The sequence below is a fragment of the Saccharothrix sp. AJ9571 genome (genome assembly GCF_021725495.1).
Classification (GTDB): Bacteria; Actinomycetota; Actinomycetes; order Mycobacteriales; family Pseudonocardiaceae; genus Amycolatopsis; species Amycolatopsis magusensis.
On sequence record NZ_CP091382.1, the window covers coordinates 1798373 to 1823966 of the forward strand.

20 protein-coding genes are annotated in these 25594 nt (G+C 68.2%); 3 read left to right on the forward strand and 17 right to left on the reverse strand.

The features are described 5' to 3' along the window. The first annotated feature begins 61 nt into the window (after positions 1–61). Positions 62–310 carry a hypothetical protein gene (locus L3Q67_RS07520; protein ID WP_499188831.1) on the forward strand — a complete coding sequence of 83 codons (249 nt, stop codon included), beginning with the start codon at positions 62–64 and terminating at the stop codon, positions 308–310. 275 nt (positions 311–585) lie between these two features. On the opposite strand, the gene L3Q67_RS07525 is transcribed toward L3Q67_RS07520, so the two are convergent. The 15 genes from L3Q67_RS07525 to rplJ form a co-directional block, all read right to left on the reverse strand. Further along, on the reverse strand, positions 586–4497 hold the full coding sequence (locus L3Q67_RS07525; protein WP_499188832.1) for a DNA-directed RNA polymerase subunit beta': 3912 nt from the start codon (positions 4495–4497) through the stop codon (positions 586–588). Positions 4498–4584: 87 nt separating this feature from the next. Next, complete coding sequence (gene rpoB / locus L3Q67_RS07530; protein ID WP_499188833.1) at positions 4585–8094, reverse strand: DNA-directed RNA polymerase subunit beta; 3510 nt, start codon at positions 8092–8094, stop codon at positions 4585–4587. 1322 nt (positions 8095–9416) lie between these two features. After that, a complete protein-coding gene (locus tag L3Q67_RS07535; protein WP_499188834.1) occupies positions 9417–10364 on the reverse strand; it encodes a hypothetical protein in 948 nt (315 codons plus the stop codon). A 13-nt stretch (positions 10365–10377) separates the two neighbouring features. After that, entirely contained in the window at positions 10378–10956 is a 579-nt protein-coding gene (locus L3Q67_RS07540; protein WP_245369277.1) for an Rv1363c family protein, read from the reverse strand. A gap of 17 nt (positions 10957–10973) precedes the next feature. Then, positions 10974–12242, reverse strand: coding sequence for an Mce/MlaD family protein (locus L3Q67_RS07545; RefSeq protein WP_499188835.1), 1269 nt, complete (start codon positions 12240–12242; stop codon positions 10974–10976). Then, on the reverse strand, positions 12242–13420 hold the full coding sequence (locus L3Q67_RS07550; protein WP_499191459.1) for an Mce/MlaD family protein: 1179 nt from the start codon (positions 13418–13420) through the stop codon (positions 12242–12244). The genes L3Q67_RS07545 and L3Q67_RS07550 overlap by 1 nt, the downstream gene beginning before the upstream one ends. 83 nt (positions 13421–13503) lie before the next feature. Next, complete coding sequence (locus L3Q67_RS07555; protein ID WP_499188836.1) at positions 13504–14682, reverse strand: Mce/MlaD family protein; 1179 nt, start codon at positions 14680–14682, stop codon at positions 13504–13506. Further along, positions 14679–15665, reverse strand: a complete 987-nt coding sequence (locus L3Q67_RS07560) for an Mce/MlaD family protein (protein WP_499188837.1) — start codon at positions 15663–15665, stop codon at positions 14679–14681. Before L3Q67_RS07560 ends, L3Q67_RS07555 begins: the two co-directional genes overlap by 4 nt. Then, complete coding sequence (locus L3Q67_RS07565; protein WP_499188838.1) at positions 15662–16684, reverse strand: Mce/MlaD family protein; 1023 nt, start codon at positions 16682–16684, stop codon at positions 15662–15664. Before L3Q67_RS07565 ends, L3Q67_RS07560 begins: the two co-directional genes overlap by 4 nt. 2 nt (positions 16685–16686) lie before the next feature. Beyond that, positions 16687–18018 carry an MCE family protein gene (locus L3Q67_RS07570; RefSeq protein ID WP_499188839.1) on the reverse strand — a complete coding sequence of 444 codons (1332 nt, stop codon included), beginning with the start codon at positions 18016–18018 and terminating at the stop codon, positions 16687–16689. Next, entirely contained in the window at positions 18015–18863 is an 849-nt protein-coding gene (locus L3Q67_RS07575; RefSeq protein WP_499188840.1) for an MlaE family ABC transporter permease, read from the reverse strand. Before L3Q67_RS07575 ends, L3Q67_RS07570 begins: the two co-directional genes overlap by 4 nt. A 2-nt stretch (positions 18864–18865) precedes the next feature. Continuing rightward, positions 18866–19657: an MlaE family ABC transporter permease gene (locus tag L3Q67_RS07580; protein WP_153036039.1), complete on the reverse strand. Its 792-nt coding sequence runs from the start codon at positions 19655–19657 to the stop codon at positions 18866–18868. Beyond that, on the reverse strand, positions 19654–20805 hold the full coding sequence (locus L3Q67_RS07585) for an ABC transporter ATP-binding protein (protein ID WP_499188841.1): 1152 nt from the start codon (positions 20803–20805) through the stop codon (positions 19654–19656). Before L3Q67_RS07585 ends, L3Q67_RS07580 begins: the two co-directional genes overlap by 4 nt. Positions 20806–21031: 226 nt before the next feature. Beyond that, positions 21032–21418 (reverse strand): 50S ribosomal protein L7/L12, encoded by a 387-nt coding sequence (gene rplL, locus L3Q67_RS07590; RefSeq protein ID WP_209663957.1) that lies wholly within the window; start codon positions 21416–21418, stop codon positions 21032–21034. Between the two features lie 47 nt (positions 21419–21465). Next, the gene (gene rplJ, locus L3Q67_RS07595; protein WP_395894915.1) at positions 21466–22017 is read right to left on the reverse strand and encodes a 50S ribosomal protein L10; all 552 of its coding nucleotides are present in this window, start codon (positions 22015–22017) and stop codon (positions 21466–21468) included. A gap of 310 nt (positions 22018–22327) precedes the next feature. Between rplJ and L3Q67_RS07600 the strand changes: the two genes are divergently transcribed. Continuing rightward, complete coding sequence (locus L3Q67_RS07600) at positions 22328–23218, forward strand: hypothetical protein (RefSeq protein WP_499188842.1); 891 nt, start codon at positions 22328–22330, stop codon at positions 23216–23218. Positions 23219–23294: 76 nt separating this feature from the next. Then, positions 23295–24296: an ABC transporter substrate-binding protein gene (locus L3Q67_RS07605; protein ID WP_499188843.1), complete on the forward strand. Its 1002-nt coding sequence runs from the start codon at positions 23295–23297 to the stop codon at positions 24294–24296. Between the two features lie 58 nt (positions 24297–24354). Here L3Q67_RS07605 and rplA read toward each other — a convergent pair whose 3' ends face one another. Continuing rightward, the gene (gene rplA / locus L3Q67_RS07610; protein ID WP_499188844.1) at positions 24355–25074 is read right to left on the reverse strand and encodes a 50S ribosomal protein L1; all 720 of its coding nucleotides are present in this window, start codon (positions 25072–25074) and stop codon (positions 24355–24357) included. A gap of 83 nt (positions 25075–25157) precedes the next feature. Further along, on the reverse strand, positions 25158–25592 hold the full coding sequence (gene rplK / locus L3Q67_RS07615) for a 50S ribosomal protein L11 (protein WP_113695832.1): 435 nt from the start codon (positions 25590–25592) through the stop codon (positions 25158–25160). Positions 25593–25594 lie beyond the last annotated feature (2 nt).

Here is a 25594-nt window from a genome sequence, read left to right on the forward strand (position 1 = left end):
CCCCCACCTAGCCGCGCCTCTTGCCGCACCCTCGCGAACGCAGAACCCAGCCACTCCGAACGTGGAACTCGGCCGCGCGAACGTGGAACTCAACTACCCAAGTGTCGAACTCGGCTGCCTGAACGTGGGACTCGGCTGCCCGAGTGTCGAACTCGGCTACCCAAGCGTGGGGTTGGGGCGCGCGAGTGTGGAACTCGGCCGCGCGAACGTGGGACTCGGCTACCTGAGTGTGGAACTCAGCTGCCCGAATGTGGGACTCGGCTGCCCCAATGTGGAACTCGGGTGCCCGAACGTGGGGTTCGACGCGTGAACGCGGGACTCAGCTGCCCGAGTGTGGGGTTCGGGCGCGTGAACGTGGGGCTCGGCTGCCTGAGTGTCGAACTCGGGGGCGGGAGTGTGAGGGCGGGGGCGGGAGGGGTGGGGCGTAGGTGGGCCGCGCGGGGCCCGGAGGGCGAGGGGTGTCACGAATGTGGCTTTCGGGGCGGTTGGCGTCTCGGAAGCCACATTCGTGACATCGGGCCCCCGAAAGGGGAGAGCCCCCGCTCCCTTGTAGGGGGCGGGGGCTCTCCGGGGGTGAAGAAACTCTTACCGGAAGTCGCGACCGAAGTCGTAGTCGTCCAGTGGGACGGCGGCACCGGTGCCGGTGCCGAACACGTCCGGGGTGTAGTAGCCGTCGTCGTAGGACGGGATCGCGTAGGCGGCGACCCGTGCCTCCTCGGTCGGCTGCACCTGGATGTTCCGGTACTTGTTGATGCCGGTACCGGCCGGGATCAGCTTACCGATGATCACGTTCTCCTTGAGGCCAACGAGCTTGTCCGACCGGCCGTTGATGGCCGCGTCGGTCAGCACGCGGGTGGTCTCCTGGAACGACGCCGCCGACAGCCACGAGTCCGTGGTCAGCGAGGCCTTCGTGATCCCCATCAGCACCGGGCGACCCGAAGCCGGCTCGCCGCCCTCGGCGACCGCGGCCCGGTTCGTCGCCTCGAACTTGGTCCGCTCGGGCAGCTCGCCCGGCAGGAAGTCCGTGGCACCGGAGTCGATGATCGTCACGCGGCGCAGCATCTGCCGCACGATGACCTCGATGTGCTTGTCGTGGATCGACACACCCTGCGCCCGGTACACCTTCTGGACCTCGTCCACCAGGTGCATCTGCGCCTCGCGGGGACCCATCACGCGGAGCACCTCGTGCGGGTCCGGCGTGCCCTCGAGCAGCTGCTGCCCGACGTTGACGTGGTCGCCGTCGGCCAGCGGGCCGTCCAGGGTGTTCGCCAGCCGCTGCCGCTTGGACAGCTTGTCGAACACGATCTCCTCCGACCCGTCGTCCGGGATCAGGGTGATCTTCCAGAACCGCTCGCTCTCCTCGATCCGCACGCGGCCGTCGACGTCGGCGATCGGCGCCTTGCCCTTCGGCACGCGGGCCTCGAACAGCTCCTGCACACGCGGCAGACCGGTGGTGATGTCGTCACCGGCGACGCCACCCTGGTGGAAGGTACGCATGGTCAGCTGCGTGCCCGGCTCACCGATCGACTGCGCGGCCACGATGCCCACCGCCTCGCCGACGTCCACCAGCTGACCGGTCGCCATCGAGCGCCCGTAGCAGGTGGCGCAGATGCCGACGGCCGACTCGCAGGTCAGCACGCTGCGGACCTTGACCTTCGAGATGCCGCTGGAGATCAGCTTCTCGATGGCCGGGTCGCCGATGTCGTCACCGGCGTTGAGCACCACGTTGCCGCTGGAGTCGGCCGCGTCGGCCGCCAGGGTCCTGGCGTAGACGCTGGTCTCCACGTGCTGGTCGCGCAGCACCTTGCCGCCACCGATGTCCTCACCGATGATCATGTTGATGCCGCGGGTGGTGCCGCAGTCGACCTCGCGGACGATGACGTCCTGCGAAACGTCCACCAGACGACGGGTCAGGTAACCCGAGTCGGCGGTACGCAGCGCGGTGTCGGCCAGACCCTTGCGGGCACCGTGCGTGGCGATGAAGTACTCCGCCACCGACAGGCCTTCACGGAAGTTCGCCTTGATCGGGCGCGGGATGTACTCACCCTTCGGGTTCGACACCAGACCACGCATCCCGGCCAGCGACCGGACCTGGGTCATGTTGCCCGCCGCCCCGGACTTCACGATGATCGAGATCGGGTTGTCGTCGGGGAAGTGCGCTTCCATCACCTTGGCGACGTCCTCGGTCGCCTGGGTCCAGACCTTCACCAGCTCGTTGTTGCGCTCGGTGTGCGAGAGCTGACCGCGCTGGTAGCGCTTCTCGACCTGGTCGGCCTTGCCCTCGTACTCCTCGAGGATGCCCTTCTTCTCGTCGGGCACCAGCACGTCGGAGATGGCGACGGTGACCCCGGACCGGGTGGCCCAGTAGAAACCGGCGTCCTTGAGGCGGTCCAGCGTCTGCGCGACCTGGGTCATCGAGTACCGCTCGGCGAGGTCGTTCACGATCGCGGCCTGCCGCTTCTTCGGCATCGGCTCGTTCACGAACGGGTAGTCCGCCGGCAGCAGCTCGTTGAACAGCACGCGGCCCAGGGTGGTCTCGGCCAGCCACGGCTTGCCGGGCTCCCAGCCCTTTTCGGCCAGGCGGGCCTCGTCGGCCTTGGCGGGCTGGCGGTCCTTGACGCGGATCTTGACCGGCGCGTGCAGGCTGATCACCTTGCGGTCGAAGGCCATGATGGCCTCGGCCGGCGAGGAGAAGGCCTGTCCGGCGCCGTCGGCGTCCTCGGTGAGGCGGGTCAGGTGGAACAGCCCGGTCACCATGTCCAGTCGCGGCATCGCCAGCGGGCGACCCGAGGCCGGGGAGAGGATGTTGTTCGCCGACAGCATCAGGATGCGGGCCTCGGCCTGAGCCTCGGCCGACAGCGGCAGGTGCACCGCCATCTGGTCACCGTCGAAGTCCGCGTTGAACGCCTCGCAGACCAGCGGGTGCAGCTGGATGGCCTTGCCCTCGACCAGCTGCGGCTCGAAGGCCTGGATACCGAGGCGGTGCAGGGTCGGTGCGCGGTTCAGCATCACCGGGTGGCCGGTGATGACCTCTTCGAGCACGTCCCACACCTGCGGGCGCGAGCGCTCCACCATCCGCTTGGCGGACTTGATGTTCTGCGCGTGGTTCAGGTCGACCAGCCGCTTCATCACGAACGGCTTGAACAGCTCCAGCGCCATGTCCTTCGGCAGACCGCACTGGTGCAGCTTCAGCTGCGGCCCGACGATGATCACCGAACGGCCGGAGTAGTCCACGCGCTTGCCGAGCAGGTTCTGGCGGAACCGGCCCTGCTTGCCCTTGAGCAGATCGGACAGCGACTTCAGCGGACGGTTACCGGGACCGGTCACCGGGCGGCCGCGGCGACCGTTGTCGAACAGCGCGTCGACGGCCTCCTGCAGCATCCGCTTCTCGTTGTTCACGATGATCTCGGGCGCGCCGAGGTCGATCAGCCGCTTGAGCCGGTTGTTCCGGTTGATCACGCGGCGGTAGAGGTCGTTCAGGTCCGAGGTGGCGAACCGGCCACCGTCGAGCTGCACCATCGGGCGCAGGTCCGGCGGGATGACCGGCACGGCGTCGAGCACCATGCCACGCGGGTCGTTGCCGGTGACCTGGAAGGCCGCGACGACCTTGAGCCGCTTGAGCGCGCGGAGCTTCTTCTGCCCCTTGCCGTTGCGGATGGTGTCGCGCAGGTTCTCGGCCTCGGCGGCCACGTCGAACTCGGCGGCCAGCTTCTGGATGGCCTCCGCGCCCATGCCACCGGTGAAGTACTCGCCGTAGCGGTCGATCAGCTCGCGGTAGAGCAGCTCGTCGGCGATCAGCTGACGCGGCTCGAGCTTGGTGAAGGTGGTCCAGACCTCTTCGAGACGGTCCAGTTCACGCCCGGCGCGGTCGCGCAGCTGGCGCATCTCGCGCTCGCCGCCCTCCTTGACCTTGCGGCGGACGTCGGACTTGGCGCCCTCCGCCTCCAGCTCGGCCAGGTCGGCTTCCAGCTTCTGCGCGCGGGCCTCGATGTCGGCGTCGCGCTTGAGCTCGAGGTTCTTGCGCTCGACGCCGATCTCGTTCTCGAGGGTCGGCAGGTCGTTGTGCCGCAGCTCGGTGTTCACGCCGGTGATCACGTAGGCCGCGAAGTAGATGATCTTTTCGAGGTCCTTCGGGGCCAGGTCGAGCAGGTAACCCAGCCGCGAGGGCACGCCCTTGAAGTACCAGATGTGGGTGACCGGGGCGGCCAGCTCGATGTGGCCCATCCGCTCACGGCGCACCTTGGCGCGGGTCACCTCGACGCCGCAGCGCTCGCAGATGATGCCCTTGAAGCGGACCCGCTTGTACTTACCGCAGTAGCACTCCCAGTCGCGGGTCGGACCGAAGATCTTCTCGCAGAAGAGCCCGTCCTTCTCCGGCTTGAGCGTGCGGTAGTTGATGGTCTCCGGCTTCTTCACTTCACCGAAGGACCACTGGCGGATGTCGTCAGCGGTGGCGAGGCCGATCCGGAGCTCATCGAAGAAATTGACGTCCAGCACGTCGTTGCATCCCCTTGGGGTTGTTTCGAATAGCGGGGGCGGCAGTCCGGCGGGTGCCCGTCACGGGGCACCCACCGGCTTGCGCGGTCATTGAACGACGTCGTCCACCGAGGGCGACTCGTTGCGGGACAGGTTGATGCCGAGGTTCGCCGCGGCGCGCTCGAGGTCCTCGTCGTCGGAGTCGCGCATCTCGATCGCCGCACCGTCGGAGGACAGGACCTCCACGTTGAGGCAGAGCGACTGCAGCTCCTTCAACAGCACCTTGAACGACTCCGGGATACCCGGCTCCGGGATGTTCTCGCCCTTGACGATGGCTTCGTACACCTTCACCCGGCCGATCACGTCGTCCGACTTGATCGTCAGCAGCTCCTGCAGCGTGTAGGCCGCGCCGTAGGCCTGCATCGCCCAGCACTCCATCTCACCGAAGCGCTGGCCACCGAACTGCGCCTTACCACCCAGCGGCTGCTGGGTGATCATCGAGTACGGGCCGGTGGAGCGGGCGTGGATCTTGTCGTCGACCAGGTGGTGCAGCTTCAGGATGTACATGTAGCCGACCGAGACCGGGTACGGGAACGGCTCACCGGAGCGGCCGTCGAGCAGCGTGGCCTTGCCGTTCTGCTTGACCATGCGCTCGCCGTCGCGGTTGGGCTTGGTCGCCGACAGCAGACCCGTCAGCTCCTCCTCCTTGGCGCCGTCGAACACCGGGGTGGCGGTGTTCGTGCCGGGGTCCACGTCGTGCAGTTCGGCCGGGAGGCTCTTCGCCCAGTCGGGGTTGCCCTCGACCTTCCAGCCCTGCGAAGCCAGCCACCCGAGGTGCAACTCGAGGATCTGGCCGATGTTCATACGACGGGGCACACCGTGGGTGTTCAGCACGACGTCGACCGGGGTGCCGTCCTCCATGAACGGCATGTCCTCGACCGGCAGGATCTTGCCGATGACGCCCTTGTTGCCGTGGCGGCCGGCGAGCTTGTCGCCGTCCTGGATCTTGCGCTTCTGGGCCACGTAGACGCGGACCAGCTCGTTGACGCCGGGGGGCAGCTCGTCGTCGTCCTCGCGGGAGAACACCCGGATGCCGATGACCTTGCCGGTCTCGCCGTGCGGCACCTTCAGCGAGGTGTCGCGCACCTCGCGGGCCTTCTCGCCGAAGATCGCGCGGAGCAGGCGCTCCTCCGGGGTCAGCTCGGTCTCACCCTTGGGCGTGACCTTGCCGACCAGGATGTCGCCGTCGCGGACCTCGGCACCGATGCGGATGATGCCGCGCTCGTCGAGGTCGGCCAGGACCTCCTCGGAGACGTTCGGGATGTCCCGGGTGATCTCCTCGGCGCCGAGCTTGGTGTCGCGGGCGTCGATCTCGTGCTCTTCGATGTGGATCGAGGTGAGCACGTCGTCCTGCACGAGGCGCTGCGACAGGATGATCGCGTCCTCGTAGTTGTGGCCCTCCCACGGCATGACCGCGACGAGCAGGTTCTTGCCGAGCGCCATCTCACCGTTCTCGGTGGACGGGCCGTCGGCGATGACCTGACCCTTTTCGACCCGGTCGCCCTCGTTGACGATCGGGCGGTGGTTGAAGCAGGTGCCGTGGTTCGAGCGGCGGAACTTGTACAGTCCGTAGCTCTTCCGCGAGCCGTCGTCGTGCATGATCGTGATCAGGTCGGCCGAGAGCTCCTCGACCACCCCGGCCTGCTCGGCGACGAGCACGTCACCGGCGTCGACCGCGGCCCGCAGCTCCACCCCGGTGCCGACCAGCGGCGCCGAGTTGCGCAGCAGCGGCACGGCCTGGCGCTGCATGTTCGCGCCCATCAGCGCGCGGTTCGCGTCGTCGTGCTCGAGGAACGGGATCATCGCCGTCGCGACCGACACCATCTGGCGCGGCGAGACGTCCATGTAGTCCACGTCCAGCGGGTCGATCAGCTCGACCTCGCCGCCCTTCTTCCGGACCAGGACGCGGTCCTCGACGAAGTTGCCCTCGTTGTCGATCGCGGCGTTCGCCTGCGCCTTGACGAAGCGGTCTTCCTCGTCGGCGGTCAGGTAGTCGACCTGGTCGGTGACCCGGCCCTCGATGACCTTGCGGTACGGGGTCTCGATGAAGCCGAACGGGTTGACCCGCGCGTAGGAGCACAGCGAGCCGATCAGGCCGATGTTCGGGCCTTCCGGCGTCTCGATCGGGCACATGCGGCCGTAGTGCGACGGGTGGACGTCGCGGACCTCCATGCCGGCGCGCTCACGGGACAGACCACCGGGGCCGAGCGCCGACAGGCGGCGCTTGTGGGTCAGCCCGGACAGCGGGTTGTTCTGGTCCATGAACTGCGAGAGCTGCGAGGTGCCGAAGAACTCCTTGATCGCCGCCACCACGGGGCGGATGTTGATCAGGGTCTGCGGGGTGATCGCTTCGACGTCCTGCGTGGTCATCCGCTCGCGGACGACCCGCTCCATCCGGGACAGGCCGACCCGGATCTGGTTCTGGATCAGCTCGCCGACGGTGCGCAGGCGGCGGTTGCCGAAGTGGTCGATGTCGTCGGTCTCGACGGGGATGGTCTGGTCGCCGACGGTCATCTTGTCCTCGCCGGCGTGCAGCCGGACCAGGTACTCGATGGTGGAGACGATGTCCTCTTCGGTCAGCGTCCCGGTGTCGTACGGGCTGGTCAGGCCCAGCTTCTTGTTGACCTTGTACCGGCCCACCTTGGCCAGGTCGTAGCGCTTGTCCTTGAAGAAGAGGTTCTCCAGCAGGGTCTGCGCGCTCTCCTTGGTCGGCGGCTCGCCGGGGCGCAGCTTGCGGTAGATGTCGAGCAGGGCCTCGTCGGTGCCCGCGGTGTGGTCCTTCTCGAGGGTCGCCATCAGCGTCTCGGAGAAGGAGAAGCGCTCGCGGATCGCCTCGGTGGTCCAGCCGAGCGCCTTCAGCAGCACGGTGACCGGCTGGCGGCGCTTGCGGTCGATGCGGACGCCGACGGTGTCGCGCTTGTCCACGTCGAACTCGAGCCACGCGCCGCGGCTCGGGATGATGCGGGTGCTGAAGACGTCCTTGTCGGTGGCCTTGTCGACGTTGGAGTCGAAGTAGACGCCGGGCGAGCGGACCAGCTGGGACACCACGACACGCTCGGTGCCGTTGATGACGAAGGTGCCCTTGTCGGTCATCACCGGGAAGTCACCCATGAAGACCGTCTGGCTCTTGATCTCGCCGGTGTTGTTGTTGACGAACTCGGCGGTGACGAACAGCGGCGCCGCGTACGTCATGTCCTTGTCCTTGCACTCCTCGACGGAGGCTTTGACCTCGTCGAAGCGCGGGTCGGAGAAGGAGAGGGACATGGAGCCGGAGAAGTCTTCGATCGGGGAGATCTCGTTGAGGACCTCCTCCAGACCGCCGACCGGGTTCTCTTCGCCTTCCTCGACGCGGCGTTCGAACCACGCCTCGTCGCCGGTGAACCATTCGAATGACCGGATCTGCACGTCCAGCAGGTTCGGAGTACTCAGCGGCTCGCGAATCTTCGCGAACGACACCCGCTTGGGGGCGCCGGGGATGGTCGCGAGCTCTGAAGACTCCGAAGCAGATACAGCCGAGGTGGTCGCAGCAGTGGCCTGGTTCGCGGGAGAGACTGCCAAGATGCGTCCTTCCAGGGACAATGAGCGGCTGACAGACGCGCTAGCAGGGCGTAACACGAGCTGTCAAGGGTGCGGTGGTGCCGACCATCCTAGCTGCCTGCTTCGGGCAGCCTGAAAGAGGGCAGCGCAAAGAAGCAGTCTAGCCCCGAAGGCCGCGCTTGTCGAGGGGGCACGCCCGACGGGGGCCCAGCCTCATGCGCCTGCCTTCCACGACGCCGGTTTCCCGGTGTCTTCGGCCCTGCCCTCCCGCACGAGGCGGGCCGTTGGGAGTAAGCGTGACCCGCCGGAGACCGCGAGTCAAGATGCCACTCCCGCCTGGTCGCCAAACCGCAGGTTCAAGGCGGGTTTTTCCGCCAGATGGCGGAGCGTGCAGTGCCCTTGTGCACAGAGTCACAAGCGTACCGGCCCCCTCGAGCGGGCTCCCACCAGGCCTTTAGCGGGGGCGGAGGGGTGTCACGAATGTGGCTTTCGTGACATCTGACGTCCCGAATGTGGCTTTCGTGACGTCCGAGCGAGGTGGTCGCGAGCCGGGGCTCGTGTGGCTGCAGAGGCACCGACCCCAAACAACTCGGGCACCCCAGCGGACTCTCACGCCCCCGAACCCCACCCTCGTGCACCCGAACTCCACGCTCACGCACCCGAACCCCACACTCACGCACCCGAACCCCACGTTCGTGCGCCTAACCTCGCGTTCAGGCATCCGAACCCCACGTTCAGAAAGCCGAGTCCCACACTCGGGCGCTCGAACTCCACGTTCGTGCGGCTGAACTCCACACTCGGGCGCCCGAACTCCCCACTCAGGCTCGAGTGTGGGCTCGCTGCCCTGGCGTGACTCCAGGCACCCGTGGGGCCCGCCTGCCGTCAGCGTGGGCCCAGGCTGCTCCAGGTTGTCTCGCAGCGAGCGGGGGTCCGGCCGAGCACGGCTTTGCCCGAACGTGGGATCCAGGCCCCTGAGTGTGGGACTCGGCTCCCTGAACGTGGGACACAACTACCCGAACGTGGGGTTCGGCAGCCCGACGTGGCGCGCGGCTGCCCCGGTGCCGAACTCGGCTGCACGAGTGTTGAACCCGCCGCCCGAACGTGGCACTCGGGCGCCCCAGTGTGGGACTCGGGTGCCCGAACGTGGGCTTCAGATGCGTGAGTGTGGGACTCGGCTGCCTGAACGTGAAGTTCGGATGCCCGAACGTGGAGTTCGGCTGCCTGAGCGTGGGACTCGGCTTCCCGAACGTGGGGTTCGGTGCTGAACGTGGGGTTCGGGTGTCTGAACGTGGGGTTCGGGTGCCTGAGCGTGGGGGTCGGGGGTGTGAGTGTGGGGGTCGGGGTTAGTTGGTGGGTGGGGCGGGGGCGGGGGTGGTGGGTTGGGCTGGCTGGCCGCCGGAGTAGGTGTTCAGGTCGGTGATCTTCCACTTGCCGTCGCGCAGTTCGGTGGTGAACCACATCTGGGCGCCGCCGGCGGAGGTCTGGTTCTGGGCGGTGCGCGTGGAGGTCTGGTCGGCGGAGACCATCACCTTGGCCCGGTCACCGTCGATCATCACCACGGCGCTGCGCGTGACCTTCATGGTCACCACCATCTTCTGCTCCGGCGCGAGCCGCTTCACCTCGCCCATGAAGCCGTTGTACTTCTGCCGCACCTCGTCGTTGACCAGCAGGTCGTTGGCCGCGTTCTCGGTCTTCGCGATGTCGTTGAAGTCGTAGGAGAACAGCGCTTCGGCTGCACTGGTCACGGCCTGCTTGACCTGCGCGGTCTTCGCCACGTCCAGCAGCGCGGTGTTGTCCGTCGCCGCGGAGACCTCGCTCTCCTCGATCTTGAACCACACCGCCAGCCCGGCGAACGCCACGGCGGCCACCAGCAGCAACGGCAACAGCAACCGGCTCGGCCGCTTCGGCTGGTCGAAGACCACCTTGGTGAACGCCGGCTCGGGAACCTCTTCGGCCTCGGCTTCCGAGGTCGGCTTCGGCACACCGGTGTCCCGCGCCTTCGGGCGTGGACTCGGCTTCGCCTTCACGACCGGGGGCTCAGGCGAGGCCTCCGGCTCGACCGGCTCAGGCGAAGCCTCCGAATCGACCGAATCGACCGGCTCAACCGAATCGACGACGGCCTCCTCCTCGACCGGAGCAGCCTCCACGACCTCAGGCTCCGAACGCGGCTTCGGGCTCGGCCGACTCGGTGACTGCGTCTCGGACTCCGCGCCGGGCCTGCGGATGCCGGCCACCTTGGGCCGCCGCACCGGGGTGCTGCCGGGGCGGGGCGGCTGGCGACGGTTGGCCATCAGAAGAAGCTCCTCACTGCTGTCCAGCGCCGACGACGGGGACGTTGCCGATGCTCGACAGCTTCCACTCGTCCCCGACCCTGGTCATCTCGATCTCCACGCGCAGCGACTTGACGCCCTTCTCGGCGCCCTTCGTCACGTCCGTGGACAGCGCCACCAGGCAGGTCGCCTTGCCCTCGTGCTCGTTCAGCTCCTCCACCGCGATGTCCTGCACGGTGGTCACCACCACCGTCTGCGCCTGGCCGATCGCCTCGCGGAACTTGCCCTCGGAGTTGCGGGCCTGCTCCTGGATCGCGCCGGTGGACAGCTCCTGCTGCTTCTGGAAGTACTGGTCGAGGTTGTTGTAGTCGAACTCGGTGAACGCCTTCACCGCGGCCGTGCCCGCCACCAGCACCTCGTCGCGCGCCTGGGCCAGTTCGGCGTCGTCGCCGGTGGCGGAGACCCACCACTGGATGCCGAAGATCGCCGCGGCCAGGAAGGCCGCGGTGGCCAGCGCGGCCGCGCCGAGCAGCAGCGGGCGCGTGCGGTCCCGTGGCCGGGGCGCGGTTTTCACCACGGCCTCGTCGGCCACCGGGTCCTTCTCCGAATCCATAGCTCTCCAGACTTCTCTCAGCCGGGCAGGCCGAACAGCGAGGGCAGGCTGGTCAGGCTCAGCCCGGGGCTGCCCGCGATGCCCGGCACCCCGCGCAGGGCGGCCAGCTCCTCCTCGGAGCGGTCGGCGTTGGCCTTGAGCTCCTCGTCGGTCGGCACCACCGGCACCCCGTTGTACGGCGCGTTCTGCGAACCGCGGACGTTGATCGGGCTGCCCTTGGGTTCCGCACAGTACGCATCGGTCTTCGCCTGCCGCGGGGTGAGGTCCTCCGGGCGGTTGCCGGTGCGGAACTCGTCCACGTCGCGGTAGCCCTTGGTGCACGACGGCGGGTCGAACAGGTTGAGCGCCAGCCCGAGGTGCGCGGTGCCGTCGTCCGGCGCCACCGTCTGCGCGCCGACCGAGAGCAGCGGGTAGGTCACCAGCCCCTGCTCCAGCCCGTCCAGCCGGGTGACCAGCAGGTTCGACGTGGTGAGCAGGTTCGCCACCACCGCGCCGAGGCCCGGGCCGGTCTCCTGGACCACCTCGCTGATCTGCTGCGCCACCTGCGGGGTGACGCCGATCAGCTTGCGGAGGTCGCCGTCGGAGTTCTTCAGCGTCTCCGACAGCTTGTTCAGGTCCCCGCTGAACGAGGCGAATGAGCCGGACAGCTCGTTCTGCGTCTCCAGCACCTTCCCGCCCTGTTCCAGCAGGTTGACCGTCTCCGGCAGGTTCTCCTGGGCGGCCCTGGTGAAGTCGCGGGCGGTGTCCATCAGCACCTGGAGGTCGTCACCCGTGCCGGTGAAGGCGTCGTAGGACTCGTCGACCACGGTGCGCAGCGCGTCGGTGGGCACCGAGGCGGCCAGGCTGTCGAGGTCGCCGAGCACCTGGTCGGTGGGCACCGGGGTGACCGCCCGATCCGCCGGGATCACCGAGCCCTGCTCCAGGAACGGCCCGTCCTCGTGCTTCGGCCGCAGGTCGACGAACTGCTCGCCGACCGCGGACCGGTTGATCACCAGCGCCTGCAGGTCCGACGGGATCTGCGGCATGTCGGGGTCGATGTCCAGGTCGGCCTGCAGCCCGCGTTCGGTCAGCGACAGCTGCCCGACGCGGCCCACGTTGTACCCGCGGTAGGTCACCTCGGCGTTGGAGAAGATGCCGCCGCTGGCGTTCAGCTGCAGGTGCACGGTGTAGCCGCCCTGACCGAAGACCTTGCCCACGTCGGTGAACCGGAACAACGCGTACACGATGGACAGCACCGCGATCACCACGAAGGCCACCAGCTGGAGCTTCGTCCTGCGCACCAACATCAGCCGGCACCTCCTGAAAGCACGTCGAAGATGCCGCCGATGCCGCTCTGCTGCGGCGCCGGGGCCTGGCCGCCGGTCGGCGCGCTGGGCACGCCGCCCCCGACGATCGGCGTGGACGTGGGCAGCGGCAGCAGCGGGGGCGCGTTCGGGTCGACCCCGTCGCGCCCGCCGGTGAGGCCGAGGTCCTCGGGCAGGATGTCCTGCAACGGGTTCTGCCTGCTGCGGCCCAGGTTCGCCAGGATCTCGTTGAGGTTCAGGTCGATCTTGGCGTAGAGGTTGAAGTAGTCGCCCTTGACGCCGTCGACGGCCGCGTCGCTGAACGGGAAGGTCAGCAGCAGTTCGAGCGCCTTCGGCAGGTCGGAACCGGCCTCACCGAGCTTCTCCAGCGTCGGCTGCAGCGCCTTGAGGTTGGCCACCAGGTCTTCCTGGCTCTTGTTCACCGTGTCGGTGGCGACCGCGGAGAGGTCGTTGAGCGCCTGCAGCATGGTGACCAGCTGCCCGCGCTGCTCCTCCAGCGTCTTGAGCCCCGGCCCGAGGTTGTCCAGCGCGCCGGCGATCTGGTCGCGCTGGCCGTTCAGCGTGGACGACAGGCGGTTCAGCCCGTCCAGCGCGCGGGTGATGTTCCCCGACTGCTCGTCCAGGCTGGTGACCAGGTCGTTGGCGTTGTTGAGCAGGTTCTTCAGGTCCGGCGCGCGGCCCTCGGTGGCCGCGTTCAGCTCCTTGGTGATGGTGTTGAGCTGCTCCACGCCACCGCCGTTGAGCAGCATCGACAGCGCGCCGAGCACCTCTTCGACCTCGACGTTGCGGTTCGTCCGCTCGATCGGGATGAGCATGCCGTCGGCGAGCCGCTCGCCGGCCTTGGCCTCGGCGGGCGGGCTCAGCTCGACGTACTTCTCGCCGAGCAGGCTCGACTGCCGCAGGTTCGCCAGCGCGTTGGACGGCAGCTCCACGTTCCCGTTGACCAGGAGGCTGACCTCGGCGGTCCAGCCGTCCGGCGAGAGCGCGATGCCCTCCACCCGGCCGACCGGCACCTCGTTGACCTTGACCCCGGCCTGCGGGATCAGGTCGAGCACGTCGCGGAACTGCACCTTGACGGTGTACGGGTGGTCGCCGAGGTCGGCGCCACCGGGCAGCGGGATGTCGTAGATGCCGGTGAACCCGCAGCCGGACAGGGTCATCGCGGCGGCGGCGCCGAGCGCGGCCAGCGATTTCCGGGGGGCGACCCCGGAACCCCCGGCAAGAGCGGAGGAGGCGCTGCGCTTCACCGGGCACCTCCCGACATCACGTCGACCAGCGGCAGGGGCAGTGGCGGTGCCTCGCCCTTCTTGGCCGCGGCCACCACCTGCGCCACCGACGGCAGCGGCAGCGCGCCGTCGAGCACCGGCTGCAGACCCTTGCACAGGTCCCCGACCAGGTCGAGCTGGTCCGGCGTCTGCTTGAGCAGGTTGCACACCATCAGCACCGGCGGCTGGGTCAGCTCGTTCAGGTTGGCCCTGGCGTCGAGCGTGCCGGACGAGGCGTTGTAGGTGTTGACCAGGTTGCCGAGGCCGACCGGCGCCACGTCCAGGATCTCGGCCAGCGAGCCGCGCTGGTCCACCAGCGTCCTGGTGATGCTGGCCAGTTTGTCCACATTGGACTTGAGCTTGTCGCGGTTCTTCTCCACGAAGGCCTGCACCTGCTCCAGCGTCGGGCCCAGCTGCTGGACCGTCTCGGCCAGGCTGCCGCGTTCGTCGGCCAGGAAGCCGGTGACGTCGGCGAGCTGGCGCTCGAAGTCGCGGATCTGCCCGTCGCTGCCGGCCAGCGTGGTGGAGAAGTCGCCCAGGTTCCGCACGGTGGCGAACAGGTCGTCCTTGTTGCCCGCCAGCGTGCCCGATGCCTGGCCGAGCCGGGTGATCGTGTCGTGCAGCGCCTTGCCGTTGCCGTCGAAGTTCTCGGCGAGCGTGGTCAGCAGGGTCGACAGCGAGCCGTCCTTGTTCACCCCGTTCGGCCCGAGCGCCTGGCTGACCCGGCTGAGGCTGGCGTAGAGGTCGTCCACCTCGAGCGGCACCGCGGTGCGCTCGAGCGGGATGGTCGCGCCCTCCTCGATCACCGGGCCGCCGGTGTGCGCCGGGGTCAGCTGCACGTAGCGGTCGCTGACCAGCGACGGCGCCACGATCACCGCCTGCGCTTCGGCGGGCACGGCGACCGCGCGGTCGTACTCCATGGTCACGCGCACCCGGTCGCCGAGCGGCTCGACCTTCTCCACGGTGCCCATCTGCACGCCGAGCATGCGCACGCCGTTGCCCTCGTACAGGCCGATCGCGGTGGGGAACCAGGCGGTCAGGTGCTTGCGGCCCGGGTCCTTCAGCGTCCACCACAGGCCGCCTGCCACCAGCAGCGCCAGCACGCAGGCCACGCTGAGCCAGCGGGCCAGGTTCATTCCGAAACGGGTATCGGTCATTTCGCGTTGCACCCGTCTTCGTTGATCGGGCCGACGGACGGCAGCAGCAGGCCGCAGATGTAATTGTCGAACCAGCGGCCGTTGCCGATGGTGTTGGTGAACACCCGGATGAACGGGGCGAACTCGCGCAGGCCCGCTTCCAGTGAGTCCTGGTTGCGCTCCAGCATCGAGGTGAGCTGGTCGAGCTGGGTGAGCACCGGGTCCAGCTGCGCGTCGTTGTCCTCGATCAGCCCGCGCAGTTCCCTCGACAGGGTCTTGGTGCCCTCGAGCAGCGAGCTGATCGCCTCCTTGCGCTTGCCGACCTCGTCGAGCAGCAGGTTGCCGTCGGCGATCAGCTTGGTCACCTCGGCGTCTCGGTCGACCAGCGTCTGGCTGACCTGCTTGGTGTTGGCCAGCAACTGGGCGAGCTGGTCGTCGCGCTTGGCGATGGTGTCGGACAGCTCCGAGAGCCCGGAAAGCGCGCCCTTCACGTCGTCCGGGGTGTCGGAGAAGGTGTCCGACAGCACGTCGAAGCTCTTCGCCAGCTGGGTCGTGTCGATCTCGTCGACGGTTTCGGACAGGCCGCGGAAGGCGTCCAGCACGTCGTACGGCGAGGCGGTGCGCTCCCGCGGGATCGCCACACCGGGGTCGAGCACCTCGTCGCCGATCGGGTCGAGCGCCAGGTACTTCTGCCCGAGCAGGGTCTTCAGCTTGATCGCCGCGCTCGTCTTGTCACCCAGCCAGGCGTCCTTGATCTTGAACGAGACCCGGACCTTGTCCCCGGCCAGTTCGATGTCGGAGACCGCGCCGACCTTGACCCCGGCGATCCGGACCTCGTCGTCGGCGACCAGGCCGGCCGCCTCCCCGAACTCGGCGGTGTAGCTGGTGCCGCCGCCGATCACCGGCAGGTCCTCGGAGTTCAGCGCGGCGAGCACGCCGAGCAGGATCACCGCGATGCCGCCCAGCGCGATGGGGACGGGGTTGCGTTGCTGGAAGCTCTTCATGCGCCACACCGCTCCCGGTTGACCGGCGCGATCGGCACGTTGATCGGCTGGCTGATCAGCGGCGGCAGCGACACGCTGCCCTGCGCCTCGCACAGGAAGAAGTTGAACCAGGAGCCGTAGTCGGCGGTCCGGCTCAGCGTGGCCACCTTGTGCGGCAGGAACTGGATGAAGTGCTCCACCACCGGCTCGTTCTCGTTCAGGTTCTCGGTCAGCTCGCCCAGCGCGGCGATGTCGTTCTTCAGCGGCTCACGGGCCTCGGTGAGCAGGCCCGAGGTGGTCTCGGCCAGCCCGCCGAGTGAGTCGATCGCGTCGCCGATCGGCTTGCGGTCCTCGGCCAGGCCGGTGACCAGCCGCTGCAGCGTGGCGATCAGGTCGGACAGCTGCGGGGTGCGCTGGTTGATGGTGTCCAGCACGCCGTTGAGGTTGGTGATCACCTCGCCGATCACCTGGTCCTTCTCGGCGATCGTGCTGGTCAGCGAGGCGGTGTGGGCGAGCAGGCTCTCCACCGTGCCGCCTTCGCCCTGCAGCACCTGGATGACCTGGTAGGACAGCTTGTTCATGTCCTCGGGGTTCAGCGCGCGGAACAGCGGCTTGAACCCGTTGAACAGCTCGGTCAGGTCCAGTGCGGGTTTGGTGCGCTCCAGCGGGATGGTGCCGCCCTCGGGCAGCGTGTCCCCGGCCGTGCCGGCGCCCTGGCCGAGCGCGATGTAGCGCTGGCCGACCAGGTTGCGGAACTTGATCGTCGCGGTGACCCCGGCGGGCAGCTTGCGCCCGGCGTCGACCTCGAACTCCACCTCCGCCTGGCGCCGGTCCACGATCCGCACGTCGGACACCTGGCCGACGCGGACCCCGGCGATCCGCACGTCGTCGTTGGGCAGCACCAGCGTCGCGTCGGTGAAGCGCGCGGTGTAGGTGGCCGTGTTGCTCAGGTTCAGGTTGGCGATGCTGATGCCGAGCACCGCGGTGAACAACACGGTGACCACGATGAAGATGATCAGCTTGATCAGGGATGCGGTCATCTTCACTTCACGATCACCTCCGCACCGCGGTACAGCGGTCCCACGAGCAATCCGCTCCAATCCGGCACCTGCGCGGCGTCCACCCCGGCCTGCATGCCCAGCAGTTCGGCGAGGAAGCGCTGCTCAGCGGGGCTGTAGGCCAGCTCGCCACCGGACGCGCCACCGCCGAGGCCGACCGCGTTCGCCGCGTTGGCGGGCGGCAGCAGGCCGTCGTTCTGCGAGCGGGCGGCCGGCGGGTGCTTGCTGCCGTCGTCGATCGGGCCTTCCGGCGGGTGCTGCGGGAAGGGCTGCGGGAACTGCTTCATGTCGTAGCACCGCGGCCCGCGCTTGTCGTTGAACTCCGGCTCGTCCTGGCCCGGCTTGTACGGGCCGCGGTTCACCACGATCTCGATGGTCGCGTGCAGCCCCGGCCTGCCGGTGCCCTTGCCGAGCGCCTCGTCGATCCGCGGCAGCACGCCGGCCATCTGCCCGATCACGCACGGGTACTCCGGCGCGTACTTCGCCAGCAGCTCCGCCGTCGGGCGCGCGGTGTCGGCGAGCGCGATGAGGTTCGACTTGTTCGCCGAGAGGAACGATCCGAGGTCCACCGAGGCGTTGGTCAGGTTGCCGTACAGCGACTCGAGGTTCTGCTTCTGCTCGGCGATCGTGCCGGTGGTGGTGGTCAGGTTGTCCAGCGCCTGCACCAGTTCCGGCGCGCTGTCGGAGAAGTTGTCGGAGAACTTCGCCAGCTCCTCCAGGTTGTGCTGCAACTCCGGCAGGTGCGGGTTCAGGTCGCCGACGTACTGGCCGAGTTCGCTCAGCGTCTCGCCGAGCGGCTCGCCGCGGCCCTGCAGCGCGGTGGAGATCGCCGAAAGCGTGCTCGACAGCTTCTGCGGCTGCACCGCCTGCAGCACCGGGAGCAGGTGCTCGAAGGCCTGCGACAGCTCGACCGCGCTGGAACTGCGGTCCTGCGGGATCACGTCGCCGTCGGCGATCCGGGCCTGGTCGGCGTTCTCCGGGATCTCCAGCGACACGAACCGCTCGCCGAACAGCGTCTTCGGCAGGAACCGCGCGGAGACGTTGGCGGGGATCAGCTGCGCCGACTCCGGCTCCAGTTCCAGGGTCAGCTCGGAGCCGTCCGGCGTGGGCGCGATGTCGGCGACCACGCCGACGATCAGCCCGCGCACCTTGACGTCCGACTGGCGGGCCAGCTGGTTGCCCACCTTGTCGGCCTGCAGCTTGACGTGCACGAAGGTGCTGAACGCCTTGTTGTACATGGCGATGCTCAGGGTGACCCCGCCGATCATCACCACGATGAACGCGAGCCCGAGCAGCCGCTTGCGAAGGGTGCTCATCCGGCGATCCTCACCGTCGTGGTGGTCCCCCAGATGGCGAACCCGATGAAGAAGTTGACGATCGCCACGGTGACGATCGTGGTCCGCACCGCCCGGCCGACGGCCACGCCGACGCCCGCCGGGCCGCCGCTGGCGCGGTAGCCGTAGTAGCAGTGCGACAGGATGATGATCACCGCGAAGATCAGCACCTTGACGAAGGAGATGAACACGTCTTCGGGTGGCAGGAACAGGTTGAAGTAGTGGTCGTAGGTGCCTGCGGACTGCCCGTAGAAGTACACCGTGACTATTCGCGAGCCGAGGTAGGACATCAGCAGCCCGATGATGTACAGCGGGATCACCGCGATGAACCCGGCGATGATCCGGGTGGTGACCAGGTACGGCAGGCTCGGCACGCCCATCACTTCCAGCGCGTCGATCTCCTCGGAGATGCGCATCGCGCCCAGCTGGGCGGTGAACCCGGCGCCGACCGTCGCCGACAGCGCCAGCCCGGCGACCAGCGGCGCGATCTCGCGGGTGTTGATGTAGGCGGAGGCGAACCCGGCGAAGGCCGCGGTGCCGATCTGGTCCAGCGCGGCGAAGCCCTGCAGGCCGACCACCACACCGGTGAACACGGTCAGGCCGACCATCACGCCGACCGTGCCGCCGATCACGGCCAGCGCGCCGGAGCCGAAGCTCACCTCGGCGAGCAGCCGCATCGTCTCCTTCATGTACTTGCGCAGCGACTGCGGGACCCAGGCCAGCGCGCGGAGGTAGAACGACAGCTGGTCCCCGAGCTGGTCGAGCAGGCCGAGCGGGGCGTTCACCACCCGGCGCGCGCCCTCGCCGAAGGCGTGGCGAATGGCCATCTCTAGCTCCCCTTCGCCGGAACGACCTGCAGGTAGAGCAGGGTCAGGATGAAGTTGACGAAGAACAGCAGCAGGAAGGTGATCACCACGGCCTGGTTGACCGCGTCACCGACGCCCTTCGGCCCCGGCGGCGGGTTCAGCCCGCGGTAGGCCGCCACCACCCCGGCGATGAACCCGAAGATGAGCGCCTTCAGCTCGCTGATCCAGAGGTCGGGCAACTGGGCCAGCGCGGAGAAGCTGGCCAGGTAGGCACCCGGCGTACCGCCCTGCAGCACCACGTTGAAGAAGTATCCGCCGAGCACGCCGATGACGCTGACCACGCCGTTGAGCAGCACCGCGACGAGCATCGAGGCGAGCACGCGCGGCACGATCAGCCGCTGCACCGCGGAGACGCCGAGCACCTCCATCGCGTCGATCTCTTCGCGGATGGTGCGGGCGCCGATGTCCGCGCAGATCGCCGAGCCACCGGCACCGGCGACCAGCAGCGCGGTCACGATCGGGGCGGCCTGCTGGATGATCGCCAGCACGCTCGCCGCGCCGATGAACGACTGCGCGCCGAGCTGGGTGATCAGCGAGCCGAGTTGCAGCGCGACCAGCGCGCCGAACGGAATGGCGACCAGCGCCGTCGGCAGGATCGTGACGCTGGCGATGAACCAGGACTGCTGGATGAACTCGCGCACCTGGAACGGGCGCTGGAACATCCCGCGGATGACGTCGAGGCCGAGCGCGAACAGCTTCCCGGTCTCGCGGAGCATGCCGATCCCGGGGATCTTGGCGGAGGTGGCCGAACTCATGTACCGCCCTGCCCGGGATCACGTGGATCACGCCAGCCGCTGCTGGGCATGCTGGCGATCTGGTCGGTGGGGAGCTGCCCGGTGTGCTGGTTCGGCGGCTGCCCCTGGTACTGCGGCTGCGCTCTGGCGCCGACCAGCCGGTGCGGGCGCACACCGTAGTGCCGCTGCTCCTCCGGCGAAAGCGACTCGATGACCTTCTCCTGCGCGGCCGCGGGCAGCGTGTGCAGGTTGCGCATCACGCGGTCCTGGCGGCGGCGGGCGCCCTGGCGCTCCGGCAGGCCGGGGGTCGGCTGCATCTGCGGCGGCACGCCGTGCACATCCTCCACGCCACCGGCGTGGTGCCCCGCCTCGAACATGGCCTTCTCCGCGGCCAGGGTGGCGGAGTCCTTTTCCTCGCTCATCCCGATCGGGCCGTCCATCCGGCCGTTCAGGAACTGCTTGACCACCGGCTCCTCACTGGTGAGCAGCACCTCGCGCGGGCCGAACATGACCAGTTCCTTGCGGAAGAGCATGCCGATGTTGTCCGGGACCGTGCGCGCCAGGTTGATGTTGTGCGTGACGATCAGGAAGGTGGCGTCGATCTGCGTGTTCACGTCGATGAACAGCTGGCTGATGTAGGTGGTGCGCACCGGGTCGAGGCCGGAGTCCGGCTCGTCGACCAGGATGATCTCGGGGTCCAGCACCAGCGCGCGGGCCAGGCCGGCGCGCTTGCGCATCCCACCGGAGATCTCGCCGGGGAGTTTCTTTTCCGCGCCGGACAGACCGGTCATTTCGAGCTTTTCCAGCACGATCCGCTTGACTTCGGTTTCCGACTTCTTGGTGTGCTCGCGAAGCGGGAAAGCGACGTTGTCGTAGAGGTTCATCGAACCGAAGAGCGCGCCGTCCTGGAACAGCACGCCGAACAGTTTGCGCGTTTCGTACAGCTTCGATTCCGAGCACCGGACGATGTCCACGCCGTTGATCATGCAGCTGCCGCGCTCGGGCTTGAGCAGGCCGATCATCGACTTCAGGAACACCGACTTCCCGGTTCCCGACGGGCCCAGCAGCACCGAGACCTCGCCTGGCGGCAGGCTCAGTGTCACGTCCCGCCAGATGGCCTGCCTTCCGAAGGACTTCGTCAGACCCTCGACGACCACCTCGGCACCCATCGCACCTCCAGGAGCAGTCTTCATCGTCGGCTCTCGTACCCACCCTGGTGTAGCAACGAGCAGGGTGGACACAGGTTACTCACGAGTTTTCCCGCGGGGCTGGGTCGGGCGCGGTGGCAGCACCGTAGCCCATTCGCCGCACTCGCGCACCCATCCGGTGGGTGCCGACGAAAAAGGGGCGAGCACCTCGCGGTGCTCGCCCCTTTTCGCGTGGGTCAGCGTGAGATCACTTGAGGGTGATCTTGGCGCCGGCGCCCTCGAGCTTCTCCTTGGCGGCCTGCGCGGCCTCCTTGTCGACCTTCTCCAGGATGGCCTTGGGCGCACCCTCGACCAGGTCCTTGGCTTCCTTCAGGCCCAGGCCCGAGACGACCTCGCGGACGACCTTGATGACCTGGATCTTCTTCTCGCCGGCCGACTCGAGGACGACGTCGAACTCGTCCTGCTCCTCGGCGGCCGGGGCGGCACCCGCACCCGGGGCGGCGGCGACGACGGCGGCCGGCGCGGCGGCGGTGACGTCGAAGGTCTCCTCGAACTGCTTCACGAACTCGGACAGCTCAAGCAGCGTCAGCTCCTTGAAGGCGTCGAGCAGTTCGTCGGTGCTCAGCTTCGCCATGATGGCGTTCCTCTCTGGATGTGAACTTAGAGTTCAGGGGATGGAATTCAGCTTTCGGCAGGTGCTTCGCCCGCGTCGCCCTCTTCGCCACGGCGCTTCTCTTCGAGCGCGGCGGCGAGCCGGGCGACCTGGGAAGCCGGCGCCTGGAACAGCGCGGCAGCCTGGGACAACTTGGCCTTGAACGCGCCGGCGGCCTTGGAGAGCAGCACCTCGCGGCTTTCGAGATCCGCCAGGCGGTTGATCTCGGCGACGCTGAGGGGCCGTCCGTCCATGTAGCCGCCCTTGATGACCAGGGCGTTGTTGTCCTTCGCGAAGTCACGGAGCGCCTTCGCGGCGTCGACCGCTTCACCTTCGACGAAGGCGATCGCGGTCGGGCCGACGAAGAGGTCATCCAGACCCTGGACACCGGCTTCCTGCGCAGCGCGCTGGACGAGGGTGTTCTTCGCGACGCGGTACTTGGCACTGGAGCCGAGAGCGACACGCAGCTGCGACAGCTGGGCGACGGAGAGGCCGGTGTACTCGGTGACAACGGTGGCCGAGCTCGTACGGAACCTGTCCGCGATCTCGGCGACGGCCGTCACCTTGTCGGGCTTCGCCATGGTCGCCTCCTCTCTTGGCTAGTGACCGCCGTGGAGGAACCCCTGGAACGACAAAACGCCCCAGCGCAGACAGGCGCGGGGCGTCAACGGCCGTGCGAGACGGCCAGCCACGTTCCTCCTGCGCGGGCCGCCCGCCAAACTTGGGGGACCTTCGTTCCCGGGGCTTTCGCCCAGGGAAGACCAGCGGTCTTCGGTAGAACCGTCGACAACTATACGTGGCCCGCGCGGGCGCTTCGCGGCCACCCTGCTTTTGCCCGCGAAAGCAGGGTGGCGGGCAGACGGGGCGCGCCCGGACCGGCATCATGGACGCGTGGCGGACCAGCGTGGAGAAGAGCACCCCGGGGCCGAGGTCGAACCTGCCCGCCGGGCGGACCCGACCCCACCCGCCGACCCGGAGCAGCTGCGCCAATTCCAGCAGTTCCAGCAATTCCAGGAGTTCCTCAAGTTCTCCGAGGCCCAGAAAAACCAGCAGGGCGGCGAAGTCGCCCAGCAGCCCGGTGGCGAGCCGACACCGCAACCGCCGGCACAGCAGTCGGGTGGTGAGCTGAGTCAGCAGTACCCGCCGCCGCTGCCCCAGCCGAGTCAGCAGCAGTGGCTCCCTGCGCAGCAGCCACCCCCGCCGCCTCCCCCCAAGGTGGCGGTGCCTCGCTGGCTGAAGCGGTTCGGCGGCAAGTTGCTGAGCGCCTTGCTCCTGCTCATCGTGCTGCTGATCGCGGGCAAGCTCGCTTACAACCACTTCTTCGGCACGGGCGAGGAAGACAACCGTCCGGCCGCGGAGACAGGTGGCGGCAACTACCAGGAGCGCCCACTCCTCGCGCCGACCCCCTACGAGTCCGTACGCGGGGTCTACGACCACATCGCGCAAAACGACGCGACAGACACCTGCAACCTCTTCGACGAGCAAGCCAGGCAGCAGTTCGCGGTCAACATGGGCTTCCCGGACTGCAAAGCCGCGGCTACGGCTTTGAACGCCCTCGTCACCCACGACAACGACTACGCGGAGTCGATCAAGAAGCGGTCCGACGTACCCATCCAGAGCACCATGCGGATCAGTTCCTGCAGCTACACGGTGAAGGGCGGCCCATCCCTCGGTGCCTTCACTGTCACGATGGTCGAGCACGAGCAATGGCTGATCACCGGGCACGAGAAGGAACCCAATCCGTGCCCGGCTGTCAAGCCGAGTGTGCCGCCGTCCAACTGATGCTCGTCACAGGTGTCCGAATCGGGCCACCGTCGAGGTTAGGGTCTACTTACCTAACTTGACGGAGGTTGTTCCATTGCGCAGCAAGACGCTGGTGGCGACGGTGGCCATCGCGCTCATATCCCTCACGGCCTGCGGTTCCGAAGAGGCAGCCACTCCAGCCGCCACTGGCTGGTCCTTCACCGACGACCGCGGCACCACGGTGACCGCCGCCGCCACGCCACAGCGAGTCGTCGCCCAGGTGTCTTCGGCGGCGGCGTTGAAGGACTTCGGGGTGAAGGTGACCGGCACCTTCGGTCCCCTCACCCGCCCCGACGGCACGGTCGAGCCGGAGGCGGGCAGCCTGGTGCCGTCCGAGGTGACCGACGTGACCGGCCCGGCCTACGGCGAGCTGAACCTCGAACGACTCGCGTCGCTCCAGCCGGAGTTGCTGGTCAGCGGCAAGTACGCCGAGTTCCCCGGCCTCTGGCACCTCAAGGAGGACCAGGAGAAGCGCGCACTGGAGATCACCCCGACCGCGGGCATCGTCCAGTCCGGCGCCGACCTGCCCAAGACCATTTCCCGCTACAAGGACCTCGCCCGCAGCCTCGGCGGTGACGTCGACTCCGAGCGGGTCAAGGCCGACGAGCAGGCGTTCCAGGCAGCCACCCAGCGGGTCCGGGACATCGGCACCCGGATGAAGGCGGAGAACCGCAGCATCCTGGCCGTCGGCGGCCTGCCCGACCAGTACTTCGTGGTGGTCCCCGGCCGCAACCCCGACCTCGCCTACTACACCGAGGGCCTCGGCCTGCCGATCCGGACCCCGGACGCGCCGGACACCACCGGCGGCGGCTACTTCGAGATCCTGTCCTGGGAACGCGCGGACAAGTACCAGGCCGACATCCTGATGTGGGACACGCGGCCCGCCTCGATCCCGCCCGCGCAGCTCAAGGCGAACCCGGTGTTCGCCGCGATGCCCGCCGCCGCGAACGACCGCTTCGTCGAGTGGGACGCCGTCGCCCCGCTCAGCTACGCCAGTTACGCGAAGATCATGAACAAGCTCGCGGACCAGCTGGAAGCCCAGCTCGCCACCCTCTGAACACACGAAAAAAAGGGGCGGTCCCGCGGGACCGCCCCTTTTCCTTGCTTCAAGCGACTCAGACGTTCGCGTCCTCGGAGAGGAGGTTGCGGGTGCGAGCCGGGTCCACCGGGATGCCGGGGCCCATGGTCGTGGTGAAGGTGACCTTCTTCAGGTACCGGCCCTTCGCCGACGACGGCTTGGCGCGCAGGATCTCGTCCAGCGCAGCGGCGTAGTTCTCCACCAGCTTGTCGGTGTCGAACGAAGCCTTGCCGATCACCAGGTGCAGGTTGGCCTGCTTGTCGACGCGGAAGTTGATCTTCCCGCCCTTGATGTCGGCGACGGCCTTGGCGACCGCGGGGGTCACCGTGCCGGTCTTCGGGTTCGGCATCAGGCCACGCGGGCCGAGGATCCGGGCGATGCGCCCGACCTTCGCCATCTGGTCCGGCGTCGCGATCGCGGCGTCGAAGTCGAGCCAGCCACCCTGGATGCGCTCGATCAGTTCGTCGGTGCCGACCGCGTCCGCGCCGGCGGCTTCGGCCTCGGCGGCCTTGTCGCCGGTGGCGAAGACGATGACGCGGGCGGTCTTACCGGTGCCGTGCGGCAGGTTCACGGTGCCGCGGACCATCTGGTCGGCCTTGCGGGGGTCCACCCCGAGGCGCATGGCGACCTCGACGGTGGCGTTCATCTTGGTCTTGGAGGTCTCCTTGGCGAGCTTGGCGGCCTCGAGCGGGGCGTACAGCCGCTCGCGGTCGATCAGCTCGGAGGCCTGGCGATAGGCCTTGCTGCGCTTGGTCATGCCCTGTCCTTCACTAGCGTGCTCAAGAATGGATCAGTTGTGGTCCGGGCCAGCGCCTGGCCCTGCCACGGTGGTGCGGTGGGTCAGCCCTCGACCGTGATGCCCATGGAACGGGCGGTGCCGGCGATGATCTTCGCGGCCTGGTCGATGTCGTTGGCGTTGAGGTCGCTCTTCTTGGTCTCGGCGATCTCGCGGACCTGGTCCCAGGTGACCTTGGCGACCTTGGTCTTGTGCGGCTCGCCGGAGCCCTTCTCCACGCCCGCGGCCTTCAGCAGCAGCTTCGCGGCCGGCGGCGTCTTCAGCTTGAAGTCGAACGACCGGTCCTCGTACACGGAGATCTCGACCGGCACCACGTTGCCGCGCTGGGACTCAGTCGCCGCGTTGTAGGCCTTGCAGAACTCCATGATGTTGACGCCGTGCTGACCCAGCGCGGGGCCGACCGGCGGAGCCGGGTTCGCGGCCCCCGCCGAGATCTGCAGCTTGATGATCGCTGCAAGCTTCTTCTTCTTGGGTGGCATTG